The organism is Algoriphagus sediminis, assembly GCF_030403435.1.
Classification (GTDB): domain Bacteria; phylum Bacteroidota; class Bacteroidia; order Cytophagales; family Cyclobacteriaceae; genus Algoriphagus; species Algoriphagus sediminis.
Genome location: NZ_JAUEPH010000003.1, coordinates 421,945 through 439,011 on the forward strand (window position 1 = coordinate 421,945; position 17,067 = coordinate 439,011).

General features: G+C 40.6%; 13 protein-coding genes. 9 read left to right on the top strand and 4 right to left on the bottom strand.

The features are described from left to right. Positions 1–8: 8 nt before the first annotated feature. From QVH07_RS08245 to QVH07_RS08255, 3 genes are all read right to left on the bottom strand, one after another. The gene (locus QVH07_RS08245) at positions 9–812 is read right to left on the bottom strand and encodes a peptidylprolyl isomerase (RefSeq protein WP_289999688.1); all 804 of its coding nucleotides are present in this window, start codon (positions 810–812) and stop codon (positions 9–11) included. Between the two features lie 61 nt (positions 813–873). Beyond that, entirely contained in the window at positions 874–2,592 is a 1,719-nt protein-coding gene (locus QVH07_RS08250) for a patatin-like phospholipase family protein (protein ID WP_289999689.1), read from the bottom strand. Between the two features lie 198 nt (positions 2,593–2,790). Further along, positions 2,791–3,915: a P1 family peptidase gene (locus QVH07_RS08255; protein ID WP_289999690.1), complete on the bottom strand. Its 1,125-nt coding sequence runs from the start codon at positions 3,913–3,915 to the stop codon at positions 2,791–2,793. Between the two features lie 77 nt (positions 3,916–3,992). Between QVH07_RS08255 and nth the strand changes: the two genes are divergently transcribed. The 3 genes from nth to QVH07_RS08270 are packed head-to-tail and all read left to right on the top strand — an operon-like array spanning position 3,993 to position 7,629. After that, positions 3,993–4,664, top strand: a complete 672-nt coding sequence (gene nth, locus QVH07_RS08260; protein WP_289999691.1) for an endonuclease III — start codon at positions 3,993–3,995, stop codon at positions 4,662–4,664. Beyond that, positions 4,664–6,427 carry an asparagine synthase (glutamine-hydrolyzing) gene (gene asnB, locus QVH07_RS08265; RefSeq protein ID WP_289999692.1) on the top strand — a complete coding sequence of 588 codons (1,764 nt, stop codon included), beginning with the start codon at positions 4,664–4,666 and terminating at the stop codon, positions 6,425–6,427. Before nth ends, asnB begins: the two co-directional genes overlap by 1 nt. Beyond that, positions 6,403–7,629: a glycosyltransferase family 4 protein gene (locus QVH07_RS08270; RefSeq protein WP_289999693.1), complete on the top strand. Its 1,227-nt coding sequence runs from the start codon at positions 6,403–6,405 to the stop codon at positions 7,627–7,629. Before asnB ends, QVH07_RS08270 begins: the two co-directional genes overlap by 25 nt. Here QVH07_RS08270 and gldB read toward each other — a convergent pair. After that, a complete protein-coding gene (gene gldB, locus QVH07_RS08275; protein ID WP_289999694.1) occupies positions 7,592–8,605 on the bottom strand; it encodes a gliding motility lipoprotein GldB in 1,014 nt (337 codons plus the stop codon). The genes QVH07_RS08270 and gldB overlap by 38 nt on opposite strands. A gap of 141 nt (positions 8,606–8,746) precedes the next feature. Here gldB and QVH07_RS08280 point away from each other — a divergent pair, with 141 nt between their 5' ends. The 6 genes from QVH07_RS08280 to QVH07_RS08305 all read left to right on the top strand — a co-directional run bounded on the left by QVH07_RS08280 (position 8,747) and on the right by QVH07_RS08305 (position 17,026). Then, on the top strand, positions 8,747–9,751 hold the full coding sequence (locus tag QVH07_RS08280; RefSeq protein WP_289999695.1) for a radical SAM/SPASM domain-containing protein: 1,005 nt from the start codon (positions 8,747–8,749) through the stop codon (positions 9,749–9,751). A 128-nt stretch (positions 9,752–9,879) separates the two neighbouring features. Next, positions 9,880–12,468 carry an SLBB domain-containing protein gene (locus QVH07_RS08285; RefSeq protein WP_289999696.1) on the top strand — a complete coding sequence of 863 codons (2,589 nt, stop codon included), beginning with the start codon at positions 9,880–9,882 and terminating at the stop codon, positions 12,466–12,468. Next, positions 12,468–13,535, top strand: coding sequence for a GumC domain-containing protein (locus QVH07_RS08290; RefSeq protein WP_289999697.1), 1,068 nt, complete (start codon positions 12,468–12,470; stop codon positions 13,533–13,535). Before QVH07_RS08285 ends, QVH07_RS08290 begins: the two co-directional genes overlap by 1 nt. A 12-nt stretch (positions 13,536–13,547) precedes the next feature. Further along, a complete protein-coding gene (locus tag QVH07_RS08295; RefSeq protein WP_289999698.1) occupies positions 13,548–14,864 on the top strand; it encodes an oligosaccharide flippase family protein in 1,317 nt (438 codons plus the stop codon). Between the two features lie 31 nt (positions 14,865–14,895). Beyond that, entirely contained in the window at positions 14,896–15,720 is an 825-nt protein-coding gene (locus QVH07_RS08300) for a glycosyltransferase family 2 protein (protein ID WP_289999699.1), read from the top strand. Positions 15,721–15,790: 70 nt separating this feature from the next. Continuing rightward, positions 15,791–17,026, top strand: coding sequence for a hypothetical protein (locus tag QVH07_RS08305; protein WP_289999700.1), 1,236 nt, complete (start codon positions 15,791–15,793; stop codon positions 17,024–17,026). The last annotated feature ends 41 nt before the right edge of the window (positions 17,027–17,067 follow it).

The following is a 17,067-nucleotide window of genomic DNA, read 5'->3' on the forward strand; positions in this document are numbered from 1 at the left end:
AAATAGGATTATTCCCTGACAACCCGCATAGAAATTATTCTAACGTCTTCAAGTGGTCTGTCCCGATTGTCTGTTTCAACACGTGCAATAGAATTCAAGACGTCAAACCCAAAAATGATCTCACCGAAAACAGTATAATTCTGATCTAGGTGAGGTGTACCACCCATGGTCTTATAGTACATTCTATGTTTTTCCGGAATCTCGTATTTAATGAAATCTTCATAGCTGTTTTGAAGTCTTTCCGACTTAGTCCGAAGCTGGTTATAAAGAATGCTATCCTTCGCTTCTCTTGCTGCAGTAATGGAATCTAGTAAGGGTTGACTATTAGGGTCATTCATATAGTAATGTCTCCTGAGCATATTATTTATTCGCTTCTGGTGATAGTTCAATGTACTGTCATTTTGAACTTTTCCCTGTACCAAATAAAACTGGGTGCTACTGGATGCTCTTTCTTTATTTCCATCCCTCGCCGCGGCCAAAACACCTTTTTTGTGAAAAAGGACCGGACTGAATTCGGCAGGTACTTTATAACCTAAATCATTAGCCCCTAAACGTTCTTCAGGTCCTGCATTCTTGCTTTTGATATCCCCGGCCTGAATCATGAAATCCTCGATAACTCTATGAAATAAGAGGGAATCATAAATCCCTTCCTCCACCAGCTTGATGAAATTATCCCTGTGCTTAGGAGTCTCATTGTAAAGAGCGACAATAATGATCCCGCGAGAGGTCTGAATCTCAACTTTCGTCCTTTCAGCTTTTAAAGTGGAAAGTGAGAATAAAAACAAGCATAGTGTATAAAGAATTCGAGTCATACTCCAATGGTCTAAAACTTGAATTTAATTTTGATTAGCTAGTCGAAGTTAAAAAGCCACTTTACCTTTCCCAAAACCGCTTCTCGCTAGGAATCGAATCCAGGTATTTACTGGCCTGAAAATATCCTTGCTCCTGAATTTCTTCCCATTTACTATCATCTAGAAAATCATACTGATTGAGATCCATAGGCCAGTAATGAGAAGCTTGATCACTGATATTTCCCTGTTTATTCATACTATTTAGGTTCAGCGAATTCTCTACAATCGAATAAAAACCAGGTATAGGATATCGTTTTCTTTGGGTGATTTTATCCCAGAGTAATTTCCAGCCAGAGGGAGTTTCTTCAAAGTCGATTTCAGCTTCCTGCAAATTTGAAAGTGAAATGGCAATTATATTCTCCACCGGATAATCGTACATAGGCTCTATCGGCAAAGTATCCATCACGGAGCCATCAATGTGAAGATTTTTATTGAGAACTACAGGTGGGAAAATACCGGGAACGGAAATACTGGCAAGAAGTGACCGCCAGAGAATCCCTGTTCGATGAGTTTCCAGTTTAGCTGAATTATAGTTTGTGGTTACACAAAAAGAATTGATCCAGAGGTCTTCAATGTTTGTTTCTTCAAAAGTGTCCTTGAGGAATTTTCTAATCTTTTTTCCTTTCATCATTGAAACCACCGGAAGAGCAAAATCTTTGGAAGTGAGCTTTCTGCTAATGGAGTCTTTGATAACATTATCTAATTTTTTCTGATCGAATTCCAGATAGTCCAGTGCCATCCCATAAACGGCTCCGGCACTTGCTCCACCTATAAAATCTACCTCAAGGCCTCTTTCCCGCATTGCTTTGACTGCGCCTAGATGAGCATATCCTTTGGCTCCTCCGCCTCCTAATACAAGTCCAGTTGCAGTGTTGGTGAGAATTCTGCCTAATCTATTTAGATCTGCCTGATGATTTCTCCGTAAATGGATATGTAAGTGGAAATTCCGATTAGCAAACCACCTTTGAGTGTTCTCGGCTGTTTTCCCTCCCCTTTCGTGAAGTAGAAGCAAATATGTTTTCTTATTCAGAATACCATAGGAATAGAGGTTCAACTGCTTTTCTATAGGTCTGAGTTTGGTATCTGAACTAAAATGGGTCGCTACTATCACTAAATCCGCATACAAAAGGCATTGCTGAGCCCAAACCATATCATCCTGATTACAGACTAGAATCTGAATACCCGGTTGCTCTTCAAGAGAGGCAAAAAATTCTTCCCCATGATCGCTTTGATTTTCATTCTGATTGTGAATTCGGATAAGACCACCTGCCTTATTTTTATACTTCTTGAGTCCTGAAATCCATGGGTCAAGGTTGGTGAAATTGTCAAGTTGAACCAAAGCAATGGTTTTCGGAGGGGAGGACCTTTTCTTTTCAAAAGTGTTTCTCCTGAGCCGGTCAATAACAAAAGAGGTCATCGTTGTGGCCAGTTCAGGTTTTTCTGCCACCAATTTCAAATATTCCTCCTGAGTTATTTTTAAGACAATAGATTTTCGGATTGCAATCACAGAAGCCATTCTTGGTTCTCCTGTAAAAAGCGCGAGCTCTCCGACTGGTTCACCAATTCCAATATCACCCAAAATGAATTGACCTGAGCCTCTTTTTTTTAGGGCCCTCAGTCTACCCGAAATCACAAAGTAGATAATGGTATTTTTATCCCCTTCATGAAGAAGGTATTCCCCACTGTTCAGAAGGATCTTGGTGCCTTTGTTCTGAATTTCATCCCAGAATGATGAATCCAAAAGATTAAACGGTTTGGGAGCTTTTTTGGGTTCGATGACCAATTTTTCTTGCACAGTAATACGATAGGGCTAAAAATCACTTTATAATGCTGGTGAGCCGAAAAAATAAAAAATAGTTGGTAATTCAAATGAAAAGATCATTTGATTTTTGTCTTGGAACACCAAAGACAAATTAGATGGTATGAAAGGGAAACCAACTCACTTTTTTTCATCAATTAGCCAAGGAAGAATGGTTTTAACAGGAAGATTCGGTACGATACGGCCCTCCTTGCCTGTCATCTCTTCTGCTGCAAAAAGCGAATTAATGATTGCTTCTTCGGTGGCTTCGATTACAGCCATAAAAAGCGGAGTCATTTTTGAGTTGGGTAGCTCTCGGAAAAATAGATCTTCATTTTCAGAATAGGGAATTCGTAGGTCTTGATTTGTGCTGAATGCGATTACGTAATCTCCCGAACCATTCGAGGCAATACCTCCTGTTTTTGCCAATCCCATCAAGGCTCTTTTTGCCATTCTTTCCAGATTCCTGTCCAAAACCGGAGCATCTGTAGCAATGACGATCATGCAGCTTCCATCGGATTTTTCCAAGGCATCCTTAAAAGGATATTTTCCCAGTTTTTCACCCACTGGGACACCAGAAATTTGGAGGTTTCCTCCAAAATTGCTCTGAACCAATACACCAACTGTAAAGCCGCCCAGTTCTTCCGGTAATTTTCGAGAGGAGGTTCCTATACCCCCTTTCCACCCGAAGCAAATCGTACCCGTGCCTGCACCAACGTTTCCTTCATCCACAGGTCCGGATTCAGCACTTTCAATAGCCTGAATTACTTCTTCTGCACTGATGTGCATACCTCGGATATCATTGAGATATCCATCATTTGTTTCTCCGACCACTGCATTTACGGACTGCACAGATTCATTGCCCTTCTGCTCCAATGTGTATTTTACCACTCCTTCAATTCCAGCGGCAACTGATAGCGTATTGGTCAAAATGATAGGACTTTCCAAGTTTCCTAACTCCATAACTTGAGTGGTACCAGCGAGCTTGCCAAAACCATTTCCCACAAAAACCGCAGCAGGAACCTTTTGCTGAAAAACATTATCTCCATGGGGAAGAATTGCCGTCACCCCGGTACGAATATGCTCTCCCTGATTTTTTGTGAAATGCCCTACCTTAACGCCAGAAACATCGGTGATTGCATTTAATTGCCCTGCGGGCAAAATTCCAAATTTTACCCCCAGCTCTCGGGGTCGATCCTGTGCAATGGATGGAATTGAAAGGGCTAAAAAGCAAAGACCTAGAAACGGATAAACGAAATTGGACATAACACTAACTCATTTAAGTTCCTCAAGATAATTTGAATTTTTTATCTTCACCCCTTCCATTTTAACCCTTTATTCATATGCTCAAAAAGGAACGCTATGCCGCATTTATTCAGCATTTTTCAGAAAATATGCCGATAGCTGAAACTGAGCTTAGATACGAAGACGCCTTTCAACTTCTGGTGGCTGTAGTTCTTTCAGCACAATGCACGGATAAGAGGGTCAACATAGTCACAGAAGAACTTTTTAAAGAATTTCCAACCCCGGAGCATCTTGCCCATTCTCATTTTGATGAGCTATTTCCATACATTAAATCAATATCTTATCCAAATAACAAAACCAAGCATTTATTAGGTCTTGGGAAGATGCTGGTTGAGGATTTTAATAGCGAGGTGCCTTCCACAGTAGAAGAACTGATCAAGCTACCGGGTGTAGGGAGAAAAACCGCAAATGTGATTACTTCAGTGGTTTGGAACCAACCAAATATGGCTGTAGACACACATGTATTTAGGGTTTCAAAAAGGCTGGGCTTGGTGACTCAGACCGCAAAGACTCCCCTTGAGGTCGAGAAGCAGCTTATTCGCCACATTCCAAAGGAGTATGTCCATAAGGCCCATCACTGGTTAATTCTTCATGGAAGATACATTTGCCTAGCCAGAAGCCCTAAATGTGAAGAATGCTACATTACTCATTTCTGTAGATATTTTGAGAAAAACCAAAAGGCTAAAGCACTCAAAAAGGATAAGAAATAATGTGTGGCATCCATTTGATTTGGGGTCAAGGGGCCAAAGAGGAAAATCTCCGTATTCTTTTGGAGAGCTCTTTCCATCGTGGTCCTGATCACCAGGACCTTTGTTCTCCATGGCCCGGGCTTTGGATAGGGGTGAACCGACTTAGAATTTCTGATCCAACCCCAAAAGCTGATCAACCCTTTTGGACAAAAGATGGTCATTCTTTAATCATTTGGAATGGCGAAATCTATAATCACCGAGAGTTACGATCCCTCCTGGAAACCATGGGAAAGGATTTTGAAAGCAACTCCGATACGGAGGTTTTGATTACCTGGCTCAGGTCCTTTGGAGTGAAGGGCTTGAGTAAGTTGAAAGGTATGTTTTCACTGATTTTGGTGGATGTAATGACTAAGTCTATTCTCGTAGCTAGAGATCCAAGTGGGGAGAAACCACTTTACTATCAACACAGCCAGGATTCGCTTTGTATTTCCTCATCAGTTAGCGGAATCAATAAAATCTGGCCATCAGACTTGGATATGGCCTCAGTTGAAAATTACGCTTTTTTGAGGTCTGCAAGGCGAGGTCACACTTTTTACAAGAGAATTCAAGAATGGAAGCCTAATCGCTTTAGCCAAATCAGTAACCCTGGCACTTTTAGGTTTGATCCTCTTCCCCATGAGGAGGAATCCGATACAAATTCTTTTGAGAAGATCCTGGATAGAGTAGTAGAAAGACAATTTGACTCCGATGTACCAAAGGGGGTTCTTCTAAGCGGAGGTGCCGACAGCAGCCTTTTGTATTCGCATTGGTATCAAAAAACCGGAAAGGCCTTACCTGCATTTACTTTCGCCGCAGAAAAAAAATACCAGAAAAAATACGATGACATCCACTGGGTCAGGAATCTGACTGATCTATTTCCGGCAGAGCTTCATGAAGTTTCCATTGATCAGCATTCCTTCGCCAAACATTTTGAGGATTATGTGGCGAATCTTGATGAGCCTGTTGGAGATTCCGCAGGGTTTCTTCTTTGGATGCTTGGGAAAGAGGCCAAGAATCAAGGCATTAAAGTGTTGATCTCAGGGGCCGGAGCAGATGAGCTTTGGGGAGGATATCGACGTCATGATGCTTTTGAGAAGTATTTGAAAAATAAGAGACTGTATTTGTTTTTGAAATCGACTTTATCGTGGATGCCCCTAACAAGGTCTTACTCGAAATTTTTTGATTCTATTCATGAAAGTGAAGAGAGAACCTTTCTTAATTTTTCAGCCCTTCGTCCAGTCCCAAGTTATATTTTTCAGGATTACTATCGGATTTTCGATCAAGGTTTAGATCCTTATCGAAAAGCACTGGATTTTGATAGAAGGGTTTATTTGGTGGAGGATGTTTTAAAGGTCCAGGATCAGGCCTTGATGGCACATGGTATCGAAGGAAGATCTCCCTACCTGGATTCAGATTTTCTTTCATTGTGGAAACAAAGTCCAAATAGGGATTTGAAAGCCAAGCGTGGAATTAAGGAATTACTCTTAAAATACGATTTGGGGCAAATTGCAAATCGAAAAAAATTAGGTTTTGGTTTGCCTTTGGAGGAATGGTTTCAAGAGGGTGAAAGTTTTGCGAAAAAGGCATTTCAAAGCATTAAGGAACTTGAAAATCGACTTGGAGAAACCTTACCTTCTCCCATCTCAGAAATCTCTCAAAGACCCGGATATTTTGTTAAATCTGATTTTTTGATGCTGTATAATCTGTTTCTTTTCTCAGAATGGGTGAACTTGAGGAAGAAATGAGAATTGTCTATATCCATCAGTATTTTAAAACCCCAGAAGAGGGAGGAGCTACCCGATCTTTTTATCTGGCCAAAGGACTGGTTCAGGCTGGATATGAAGTGGACTTGATTACTGGTGGAGCGGAATATTACGACCTAAGGAAGATAGAAGGTATCACAGTACACTATTTACCAGTTGCTTATGATCAGAAATTCGGATTTGTGAAAAGGGTTTACTCCTTTCTGAATTTTGTGAAAGCAGCGAAGGGCCTGATTATAAAATTGCCAAGGCCTGATCTTTTTTACATATCATCCACACCTTTGACCACCGGGCTTATAGGACTTTGGGCAAAAAAGAAATTCGCCATTCCATACATTTTTGAGGTAAGGGATATTTGGCCGGAAGCTCCGATTCAAGTAGGGGTAATTAGGAATCCAGTGATCAAAAGATATCTCAGGAAAATTGAAAAGAAGACTTATCGGAATGCTCTAAAATTGGTTGGGCTGTCACCCGGCATAGTAAATCATCTTCGAATCCAAGCTCCTGAGAGGGAAGTTCATCTGATTCCTAATTTCTCAGATCCGGACTACTTTTTTCCTTCAAGAGTTGGCGGGACAGATGTGTCAAAAAAAATAACCATTGCGTACACGGGAGCTCTTGGAAAGGTCAATGCTCTTGATGAGTTAGTGGACTTTGCCTATTGGTCTCAAAAAGAAAAAAAGCCTTGGAATTTTATCATTATGGGGCAGGGAAGTGAGGAAAATTTCTTGAAAAAGAAGGCCTCAAAGTTGAATTTAAATAATCTGGAATTTGAGCCTTTTGGTTCAAAAAAGCGAGTAAATGAGGTCTTGGCAAAGGCTGACTTTGCATGGATTTCATTCGCTGACCTTCCCATCCTAAATACGAATTCACCAAATAAGTTTTTCGACGCAATCGCAGCCGGTAAGGCAATTATCATCAACCATCGCGGTTGGGTTTATCGCCTCGTCACTGAAAACAATTTAGGTTTTTCTATTTTGGATAAAGATTGGCAAGGGCTTTCAGTCAAACTTTCGGCTTTGCAAGACAACCCGAAAAAACTAAGGGAAATGCAGCAAAATGCGCAAAGGATTTCAGAGGATTTTTTCACAGAAGAAATTGCGGTGAAAAGGCTTTTGCACGCAGTGGATTCAAAAAAGCATCCCCTTACTCTATCCCACGAGGCCTATATCCGGATAGCCTAAAAATAAGTTCAGCATCTTTTTCCTCCATAATGTCCTGAAGGGAGGCTTCTTGAGAAATCTGGTAGTCATCCACAATATTCCATCCCAGCCATCGTCCCAGTCTTCCGGGAGCTTTGGTACTGATCGCATCAGTACTTGGAGCTTCGCCTAGATATTTTTGAATTTCAAAGGGATTAGTTTCATAAAGCAGTTCATTCTCCACAAAATGGGCCCAGATATATTCTTCATTTGAATAACTATCAGCGACTTGCTCATCCGTATATCCTATGATCAGACCCTCCGGAGTACATGGAAGCACCGCCTTCGCAAAGTGATAAGCCTTGCCATAATAAATCATCTCAGCCAATAGAGACTTGTCCTGAAGATCCACTTCATTGAATCGGGAAGAAAGCGCTGTGACGATCATGGGGACTAAATAGGGTAAGTCGTATCTCTCAGCCATGTAGCGAGGAAGGTCAGGCTGGAATGGATGATCAGTGGGAAGAAAATAATCTATGCCGATTACAATAAGATCATCGGTGATGAATAGGTCTGAATTAAACCCACTCACGAAAGTGTAAACCTTCGGTACTTCAAATTCGGGATAATAATGCTTAATGTATTTGAAAGCGTTTTCCAGATTTTTATTGACCTCTGAAATATCCCCTCTTTTGCTTTTTACAGCCTCATAAAGATCTTTCATGGAGCTGTCTTGGTGAACCACTAGAAGTGAACTGGCCAAAGAATCCAGGTTGGCATAAAGTTCCGGTTGCAAATACTCCTCTGTGAATTCAGGGTGCTCTTCAAAAAGAAATAAGAAGTCCTCTTTTGTCTTAGCTGAAAAGAAATCGTCTTCCAGCCGAGTTATTTTTAGATTTAAGTCCTGAGCCAAAATTTCCTCATCGAGCTCACATTCATCCTGATTGGAATTACAGGAAAGGAATGCCAGAAGAATAAAGGATAGGGTTGCTCTGAAAAAGAGGGTGTTTTTGGACATGATCATCAAAATTCTCAAAGGCGAAATTAAAACTTAATTTTTGATGAGAGAACGATTTCAAACAAAACGGGAGGGAACGGAATTTTCGTCTTTTTTGGAAAGAGTTTTTCGAATCCATCCTCCATTTGCTTATTTGCCGGAGTGAAGAATCAGTGGTTGACTTTTGTGGCATTTTCCAGGTACCTTACTTTAAACAAGGTGTTGAATTATGCTCAGCTAGCTATCTCTTTTCAGCTATCAAGGCTTTTGCAAAAGCCGATTCTCTGGGGACAACCTACCACCCTTAGCGTGGAGCCTACCACAAGCTGTAATCTTCGATGCCCGGAATGTCCTTCAGGCTTGAGGTCGTTTTCCCGTCCCACAGGAATGCTTCAGGATCAGCTTTTCGAGAAACTCATTGAGCAAGCAAAAGGCCATTTAACCTGGCTCCATCTTTATTTTCAGGGGGAACCGTTTTTAAACCCAAGATTTTTCGAGATGGTAAGCCTAGCGGATCAAAATCGGATCTTTACATCCACTTCTACAAATGCGCATTACTTGGATAAGCAGAATATTGACAAGGTTTTGGACTCAGGCCTGAAGCAATTGATCGTCTCTATGGATGGAATCACCCAGGAGATATATGAAAAATACAGGATTGGTGGAAAGCTTGAAAAAGTACAGGAGGGTCTGACGAAGCTTCTTGGTCGTCGGAGAGAAAGAAACGCCCATTACCCAAGAGTGGTTTTGCAGTTTCTAGTCACTGGACAAAATGAGCAGCAGATTCCTGCTTTAAAGGACTGGGCAAAAGAAATCGGAGTAGATGAACTTCAATTAAAAACTACTCAAATTTATGACTTTGAGAATGGCTCAGAGCTTATCCCTTCCAACTTGGGATATTCCAGATATCTGCCAAATGGAGATGGAAGCTGGAGGTTAAAAAAGAAGATTGAAAACAAGTGCTGGAGAATGTGGCAAGGAGCTGTTTCTACATGGGATGGAAAGATAGTGCCTTGCTGTTTTGATAAGGATGCCAAATACGTAATGGGAGAGCTGGCAAATCAGCCCCTACCAAAAATCTGGAAGTCGAAAACTTATGAAAAATTCCGGAGTCAGCTGCTCAATAACAGACAGCAAATCGATATTTGTAGGAATTGTACCGAGTAAAAACGCGAAAAACGTATGAAATAGGAGGTTTTTGGAACCAAATTTGGTAGAATTCGGAATTAGATGGAATTTTAGACTTTGCAAACGATTTTCAATCACCTGGCAGGTTTTTTTGCCGGAACAGACATATGCCCTATTTAAAAAATCTTTGGTGTCTTTTTGCCCTTGTGGCTTTTTGTACATTGACCCTTCCCGAAACCTTTGCTCAGGAAACTGCTGATTTTTCAGAAATCAATGTGGATACCATGAGCGATGAGGAAATAGAGGACCTGATAAATCGAGCTTCTGCAGCAGGTTTAACTACTGAAGAATTCCTCGAAAGGGCTCAGGCTGAAGGTAGAATGCCTCCTCTTCAGGCCGAAAAACTGCGGGAGCGAATTGATCAATTAGAATTGGGTGGAGCTGGCTTCCAAAGAAATTCAAGAGTATCCAACCGGGACAGCAGGTCTCAAATGGGTGAAAAGGATATCAGCGATGGATATTTTAACCCCAGGTCATACCCCAGGCTATCCGAAGAAGAGGCACAGATTTTCGGAAGTGAGATATTTTTTAATAATCGTAGGACGCTCACATTTGAGCCAAGCCTAAACCAAGCCACTCCGAAAAGCTATGTTTTAGGCTCTGGAGATCTTCTTTATGTAGATATTTATGGTCAGTCGGAGCAATACTATGAGGCCACTGTGAATCCAGATGGTTTTATCCTTTTGGATAATATTGGGACTATTTCTGTTTCCGGCAAAACCATAGAGGAAGCTACAGGCATCATCAAAAATAGGGTTTCAAGGTTTTATCCAGGCATGACAGGACCGAACCCGAATACTTTTCTTCAAATTTCCCTCGGAAACGTGAGGACCATCCAAGTGAATATTCTGGGTGATGTTAGGCTTCCGGGAACGTTCACTTTGAGTGCTTTTAGCACAGTGTTTAATGCACTTTACGCAGCAGGAGGGCCAAGCATAAATGGCTCCATGAGGAACATTAAAGTCCTGAGAAACAATCAACTGCTCTCCGAAGTGGATGTGTATGATTTACTGATCAAAGGTGAGGCAAGTCTAGATCTACGGTTAGAGGATCAAGATGTGATTTTAGTGCCTCCTTTTGAGTCTAGAGCTACCATTTCTGGACAAGTGAAAAGGCCTAAGACCTTTGAAATCCGGGAAGGAGATACATTTGAGGACTTATTGAATTATGCAGGTGGGTTTACCGATGAAGCCTATAAAGATCAAGTGACCATCGCTAGAATCACAGGGAATGAACGGGCCATTTCGAATGTGTATAAGGATCAATTTTCCATGTTTCTGATGAAAGGTGGAGATGAAATTACAGTACAAAGAATTCTGGATAGATATACCAATCGTGTTCAGATAGTGGGTGCTGTTTTCAGACCTGGGACTTTTGCTTTGGTAGAAAATATGATGCTTTCTGACCTCATAGAAAAGGCTGAAGGTTTACGAGGGGATGCGTATAAAGTTCAGGCGAGCGTCCTCAGAACACGTGAGGATTTTAGCACGCAGATGTTCCAGATTGATCTCGAGGGTTTACTAAATGGAAGCAGTCCTGATTTCGCTCTCCAAAGGGAGGATGTGGTTAGAATTGCGAGTATTTACGATATAGAAAATGAACAGTATGTTCAGGTACTGGGTGAGGTAAAAAGACCCGGCATTTATCCTTTCTCAGAAGGAATGGAAGTGGAGGAACTTTTAATCATGGCTGGGGGACTACAGGAAACCGCAAATGCCAATGACATTGAGATTGCCAGAAGGCTGGAGGATCAGGATTTAGGAACGCTTTCCGAGATATTTCCGGTACAAGTTTCCCCGGATCTCAGGATGTCAGACAATAGTGTGGAGCTTAAGGCTTTCGATCAGGTCATCGTAAGGAAACGTGCAAACTTTACCATGCAAAGCCTCGTTGCGGTGGAGGGACAGGTGAATTCCCCCGGAATGTTTGCCATAGAGAATAGCGAAGAAAGAATTTCAGATATCGTGCGTAGGGCAGGTGGACTTAATCAATTTGCCTACGCAAAAGGTGCCGCTTTGATCCGTAGGACTGAATTTTACGATACCCAATCAAATCAGGAAAGAAGACAGAAAAATCTGGAAGAGCTCCAGCAGCTTCTAGAGGCTTCTCAAAATAATTCTGAAGCCCAGGAGGAATTGCTGAGGAGACTAAGGAGTGATGATCCAATTGCTGAGTCGCCTGTAGATGATCAACTGGCTGAAAATAAAAGAGAGTCTTTGGATCAAATTGCCTCCGAGACTCCCGGCTTTGCTGTAAAGCTGAAAGAAACAGAAGCGGTGGCCATTGATTTGGAGAAGATTTTAAAGAATCCTGGGTCGGAGGATGATTTGATCCTTGAACCCGGAGATATTTTATCTGTGCCAAAGCTTTTGCAGACAGTGAGGATGCGAGGCGACGTGGTCTATCCTACCACGCTCCGATATGAAGGAGGAAGAAGCTTAAAATACTACATTAATGGTGCTGGAGGATTTGAGCGAAGAGCAAACCGAAAGCAAACTTATGTGGTCTATGCGAATGGAGCGGTAAAAAGAACAAAAGGCTTTTTGGGAATCAGAAATTATCCACCGGTAGAACCGGGAGCCGAAGTGATCGTCCCTACTAAGGGGCCAAGAGTTCCTTTGAGGTTAGGAGAAATAGTGGGAATTACCACTGGAATAGCGACTCTGGCATTAGTCGTTTCACAAATTAATTGGTAATGGCTACATCGAAGCATTTTTCAGATAATCAATTTACACTCAAGCAGGTTGTTCTAAATCTGCAGGAATGGCTTGGCTATTTTATCAGCCAGTGGAAAATACTTGTTGCAGCTGGCGTAATTGGCTTGGGTCTGGGAGCCCTTTATTCCATTTTCACCAAACCAGTTTTTCATGCTGAAACATCCTTTGTACTGGAAGAAGGAGACTCAGGGGGAAGAGGGCAGATGGCAGGACTTGCCTCTCTGGTTGGAGTAAATCTTGGCTCACTGGGAGGAACTTCAGGGCTTTTTCAGGGAGATAACATTATGGAGCTGTATAAATCAGACCGGATGCTCTCTGAAACTCTTTTGAGCCCTTTTAAGGAAGACGAATTGCTGATTGATCGATTTGTGAGCTTTGAAGAGATTGATGAAAAGTGGTCTAACAAAGTAGATATCAATTCCATGGACTTTTCGATTCCTAGAGATCAATTTACCGTGGATCAGGATTCAGTGGTCAAGCAAGTCTCAAAGCTAATCCGTGAAAAGCAGCTTGGGGTGACAAAACCAGATCGAAAGCTTACTATTCTTCAAGTATCTATTTCTTCAAAAGATGAAAAGTTCGCTAAGGTTTTCAATGAGACTTTGGTAGAAAAGGTGAATTCATTCTACTTCGAAACCAAGACCAAGAAAACAGGTGAAAATCTTCGAATTCTTCAATCTCAGGCAGATAGCGTTCGGAAAATACTAGACGAAAGTATTGGGGCTTATGCCACCGCGTCAGATCAAGTTCCAAATGCAAACCCATTGCTCACCCGCGCCACTGTAGAAAGTAAGAAGCGACAAATTGATGTGCAGGCCACTGGAGCTGTTTATGGAGAAATCGTTAAGAACCTTGAAATCGCGAAGGTGAATCATAGAAATAATTCCCCACTCATTCAAGTCATAGATTCCCCCATATTACCTCTCCCACGTTCGGAAACCAGATTGGTTAAAGGCATGGTTTTAGGGTCAATTCTTACCGGTTTAGCCGTTTTGGTATTCCTTTATTTCCAAAGACTTTTCCGCAAGCATGTGAAGGAGGTTTAAAGCTAAAAGGACATGTTTGAGAAAATTTCCTTTCTATCTTTTAGCAGCTTAATTCGTAATCGCTCTATACAAAATTTTCTTTTTCTAGCGGTAATCCAATCTTCGAATGTCCTGATTTCCATTATCTCCATGCCTTTGCTTATCCAAAGTATAGGAGTCGACCAATTCGGATTGGTAAATCTGGCCCTTTCAGTCATCATTCTCCTGAATATAGTGGTGGGCTTTGGGTATAATCTTAGTGCTCCAAAGCAGGTGGCAACCAACCAAAAAGATAAAGAGGCCCTTTCCCATGTGGTTTCTAATGTTTTCTCCTCGAAAGTTCTGCTCGCCGCTCTATCCACACTATTCGTTTTTGTAGCGGTTTTCGGGCTTAATCTGTTTCAGGAGTACCAAATGATTCTGGTGTTTTCAGTTTTGCTTCTCTTTTCGGAGGCAATACTTCCACTCTGGTTCTTTCAGGGAATGGAAAAAATGAAGCTAATTAGCATTGCCAATATCTTCAGTAAGCTTCTTTTTCTTTTAGGGATTGTGCTTTTTATCCATAGCCCAGGACATAGTAAATGGGTGAATTTTATGCTCGGACTATCCGGGATTTCCATCAATATCTTCCTTCTGACCTATATCCATACCTATTTGGGAATTCGAGTTTATCGCCCAGAATTTTCTGCCATCTGGCAAAGCTTAAAAGATAATATTCTTCTCTTTTTTAGTAATCTGGCTAGTCATATTTCAATTAATGGAGGCCTGATAATTTTAAGCTTTTTTTCGGTCGCTGAGACCCTGGGCATGTACAGTTTGGCTGAAAGGGTGGTAATGGTTATTCGATTGTTACCTCCGATGGTTTTCCAGGCGATTATTCCCAGAGCAAGTGCACTATACAAAGAGGATAAGCAGAGTTTTTTCTCTTTTCTTCGAAAAATTCATAAGAGCATTGTTTTCACTGGCTGTATTGTTTCGGTGTTTACCTATTACTTGGCTCCTTGGATAATTGAACTATTGTCTCGATCCATTTTGAACGAAGCTGTTGAGTTTTTGCGAGTTTTAGCCTTTGTTCCATTTTTTGCCTCGTTTAATGTAGTCAATGTCACAATTCTTATTTCTGCAGATCAAAGAAAACTAATGTTTAAAGCTAGTTGGTTAATGTGTGTTTTTATGATATTTGTTTCTTCCACGCTAACGTATTTTTTTGATGGGATAGGTCTTTGCTATGGCATTCTTGCTACCGAGCTTTTTATTTTTCTTCTATGCACCATTCTTTTATACCGTTTTGACAAAAGTCTTATAACTGATTTTTATGGGATCACCGAGAATAGCGATAATATTAGTTAATTGGAATGGTTTTGATCATTCCCTTAAATGCTTGGAAAGCCTTTTAAAGGTCAATTATGGATCATTTAAGATTATTTTAATAGATAATGGTTCAAAAGAAAAAGAAGGGAAAAAATTAGAAGAATTATTTCCAGAAATTCATCTGATTGAAAATGCCAGAAATTTAGGTTTTACTGGAGGAAATAATTTAGGGATTAAGCTAGCCTTGAAAGAAGGGTTTGATCAAATTCTACTTCTAAACAATGACACGGTGGTTGAACCAAATTTTCTCTCCAAACTTTCCAGATTTTCTTTAGAACATCCTGAATATGGTGCAGTGCAACCCATAATCTATTCGATGGAAAACAGGAGAAAAGTGTGGTCTGCCGGGGGGAAATGGAATAATTTGTTTAGTAGAGCTATAACCTTAAATACCTCAAAAAATTCTTATCCCGAGAAAATTGATTGGGTCACAGGATGCGCGATTCTTGTACGGACCGATGTTATCAAGAAGGTTGGGCTTTTAGACGATTCCTTTTTCGCCTATTTTGAAGATGTCGATTGGTCCCTTCGCATGAAAAAAGCAGGTTATTCCTTGGGCTTATGTTCAGGTTCAATAGTTTACCATGAAGCAGGAGCCTCATCTAAAGACAATAGTAAAGAGGGAACGCTCTCTCCGAGGGTTTTTTACCTACACTGCAGGAATCAATTTATTTTAATTCGGAAACATAGTTCTTGGTTTAACTATTTTCCTTCGATTGGGTATCATGGGTTTAGATTTTTACTTTGGATTATTTATTTCTTGCTTCGCGGCAGACCACTTAAGGCAAATAGTGTTTTAAATGGCTCGTTCGCTGGGTTTTTTGTAAATAAGTGAAATTCCAAACTTCGCCAGAGACTTAATGAATATTTTATTATCTTAGGTAAACAATGAAAACAGTTTAACTATGAAAATAAAAATTCCATCTTTCAGCATTATCTTTATCCTAGTTTTTGGTTGTAATAATTTATTAGAGGAGCCAATCCAACTCGACAGTCCCACCTTTAAAGAGGGTGTTGTAATAACCCCAGATTTAGAAATTGCATTGGAACATTTGGGTTATCTCAATCCGAATGATTTGAAAATTTTAGAATCAGATATGGATTATTTGATTGATGATGAGATAATAATTCATAAAGAAGACATTGAAGAGTTTTTAAAATTAAGAGGAGAGCCAAATGCTCTTATTAGGCAAAATGCAATCACCTCTACAACTCCAGGTACTAAGCGAAATATACCTTATGTGATTCTGCCTGGAGAGTTTTCCCCTACTATGGAAAATTTAATTGACCAAGCATTTGATAGGTGGAATAACATCAGAAATTTTAATATCAATTTCTACCGTGCACCTACACCAGCAGGTTTCGGCAATGGCAATTGGATTCTTGTATCGGCGACTAGCTCTAGTACATTAATGAATGCCAATAGACCATTTTTGAATGGAGATGTGGGTGATGTTTTGGTTATTAATTCTTCAATTTTGAGTCTTTACTCCTCTATAAAGGTTCAATGGATGCTGGCACATTCAATTGGACATCTTTTAGGAATTGGTCATGATACAGATGGCAATAATCCTCTACATAGTCTAGTTTCAGGAACTAGAAATAACATGGTTACCATGTACAAATATAATATAACCACTTATGATAGTATTACTGGTATCCCTAATTGGTCAGGATTCTATTACACGGATCTTCTTGGAATCAGATACTTATGGCCAAACGATGTTACCGAGAAACCTTTATATAGCTATTTGCACCGAAATAATGGGTGGGGGCAATGGACTCCAAATTGGAATACGTATCAATACTCAAGTGGATTTTATGATTATTATGGAGTAACGGGGTATCTTTATACCTCATCAAAACCAGGAACTGTTCCGTTGTATAAATACACGCATGTCTCTGGTACCCCTTATATATCTACTACGCCAAACATTCATATTACTTATTCTGCATTTTCTTACGTCGGAGTGACAGGCCATGTATTCCCAAGTGCTGGAACGGATAGAATTCCGGTTTATGAGTGGTACAATCCAAGTGTAGGCTACTTTTTTACAACGAATGCAGTGGATAACTATGTTCAGGGCCCTGGTTGGATAGGTGGTGGCATTGCATTCTATACTCTTACTCTTGAAGAATAAATAATTTTGCCATTAATTAAAAGCTGTAATAGTTGTGTTAC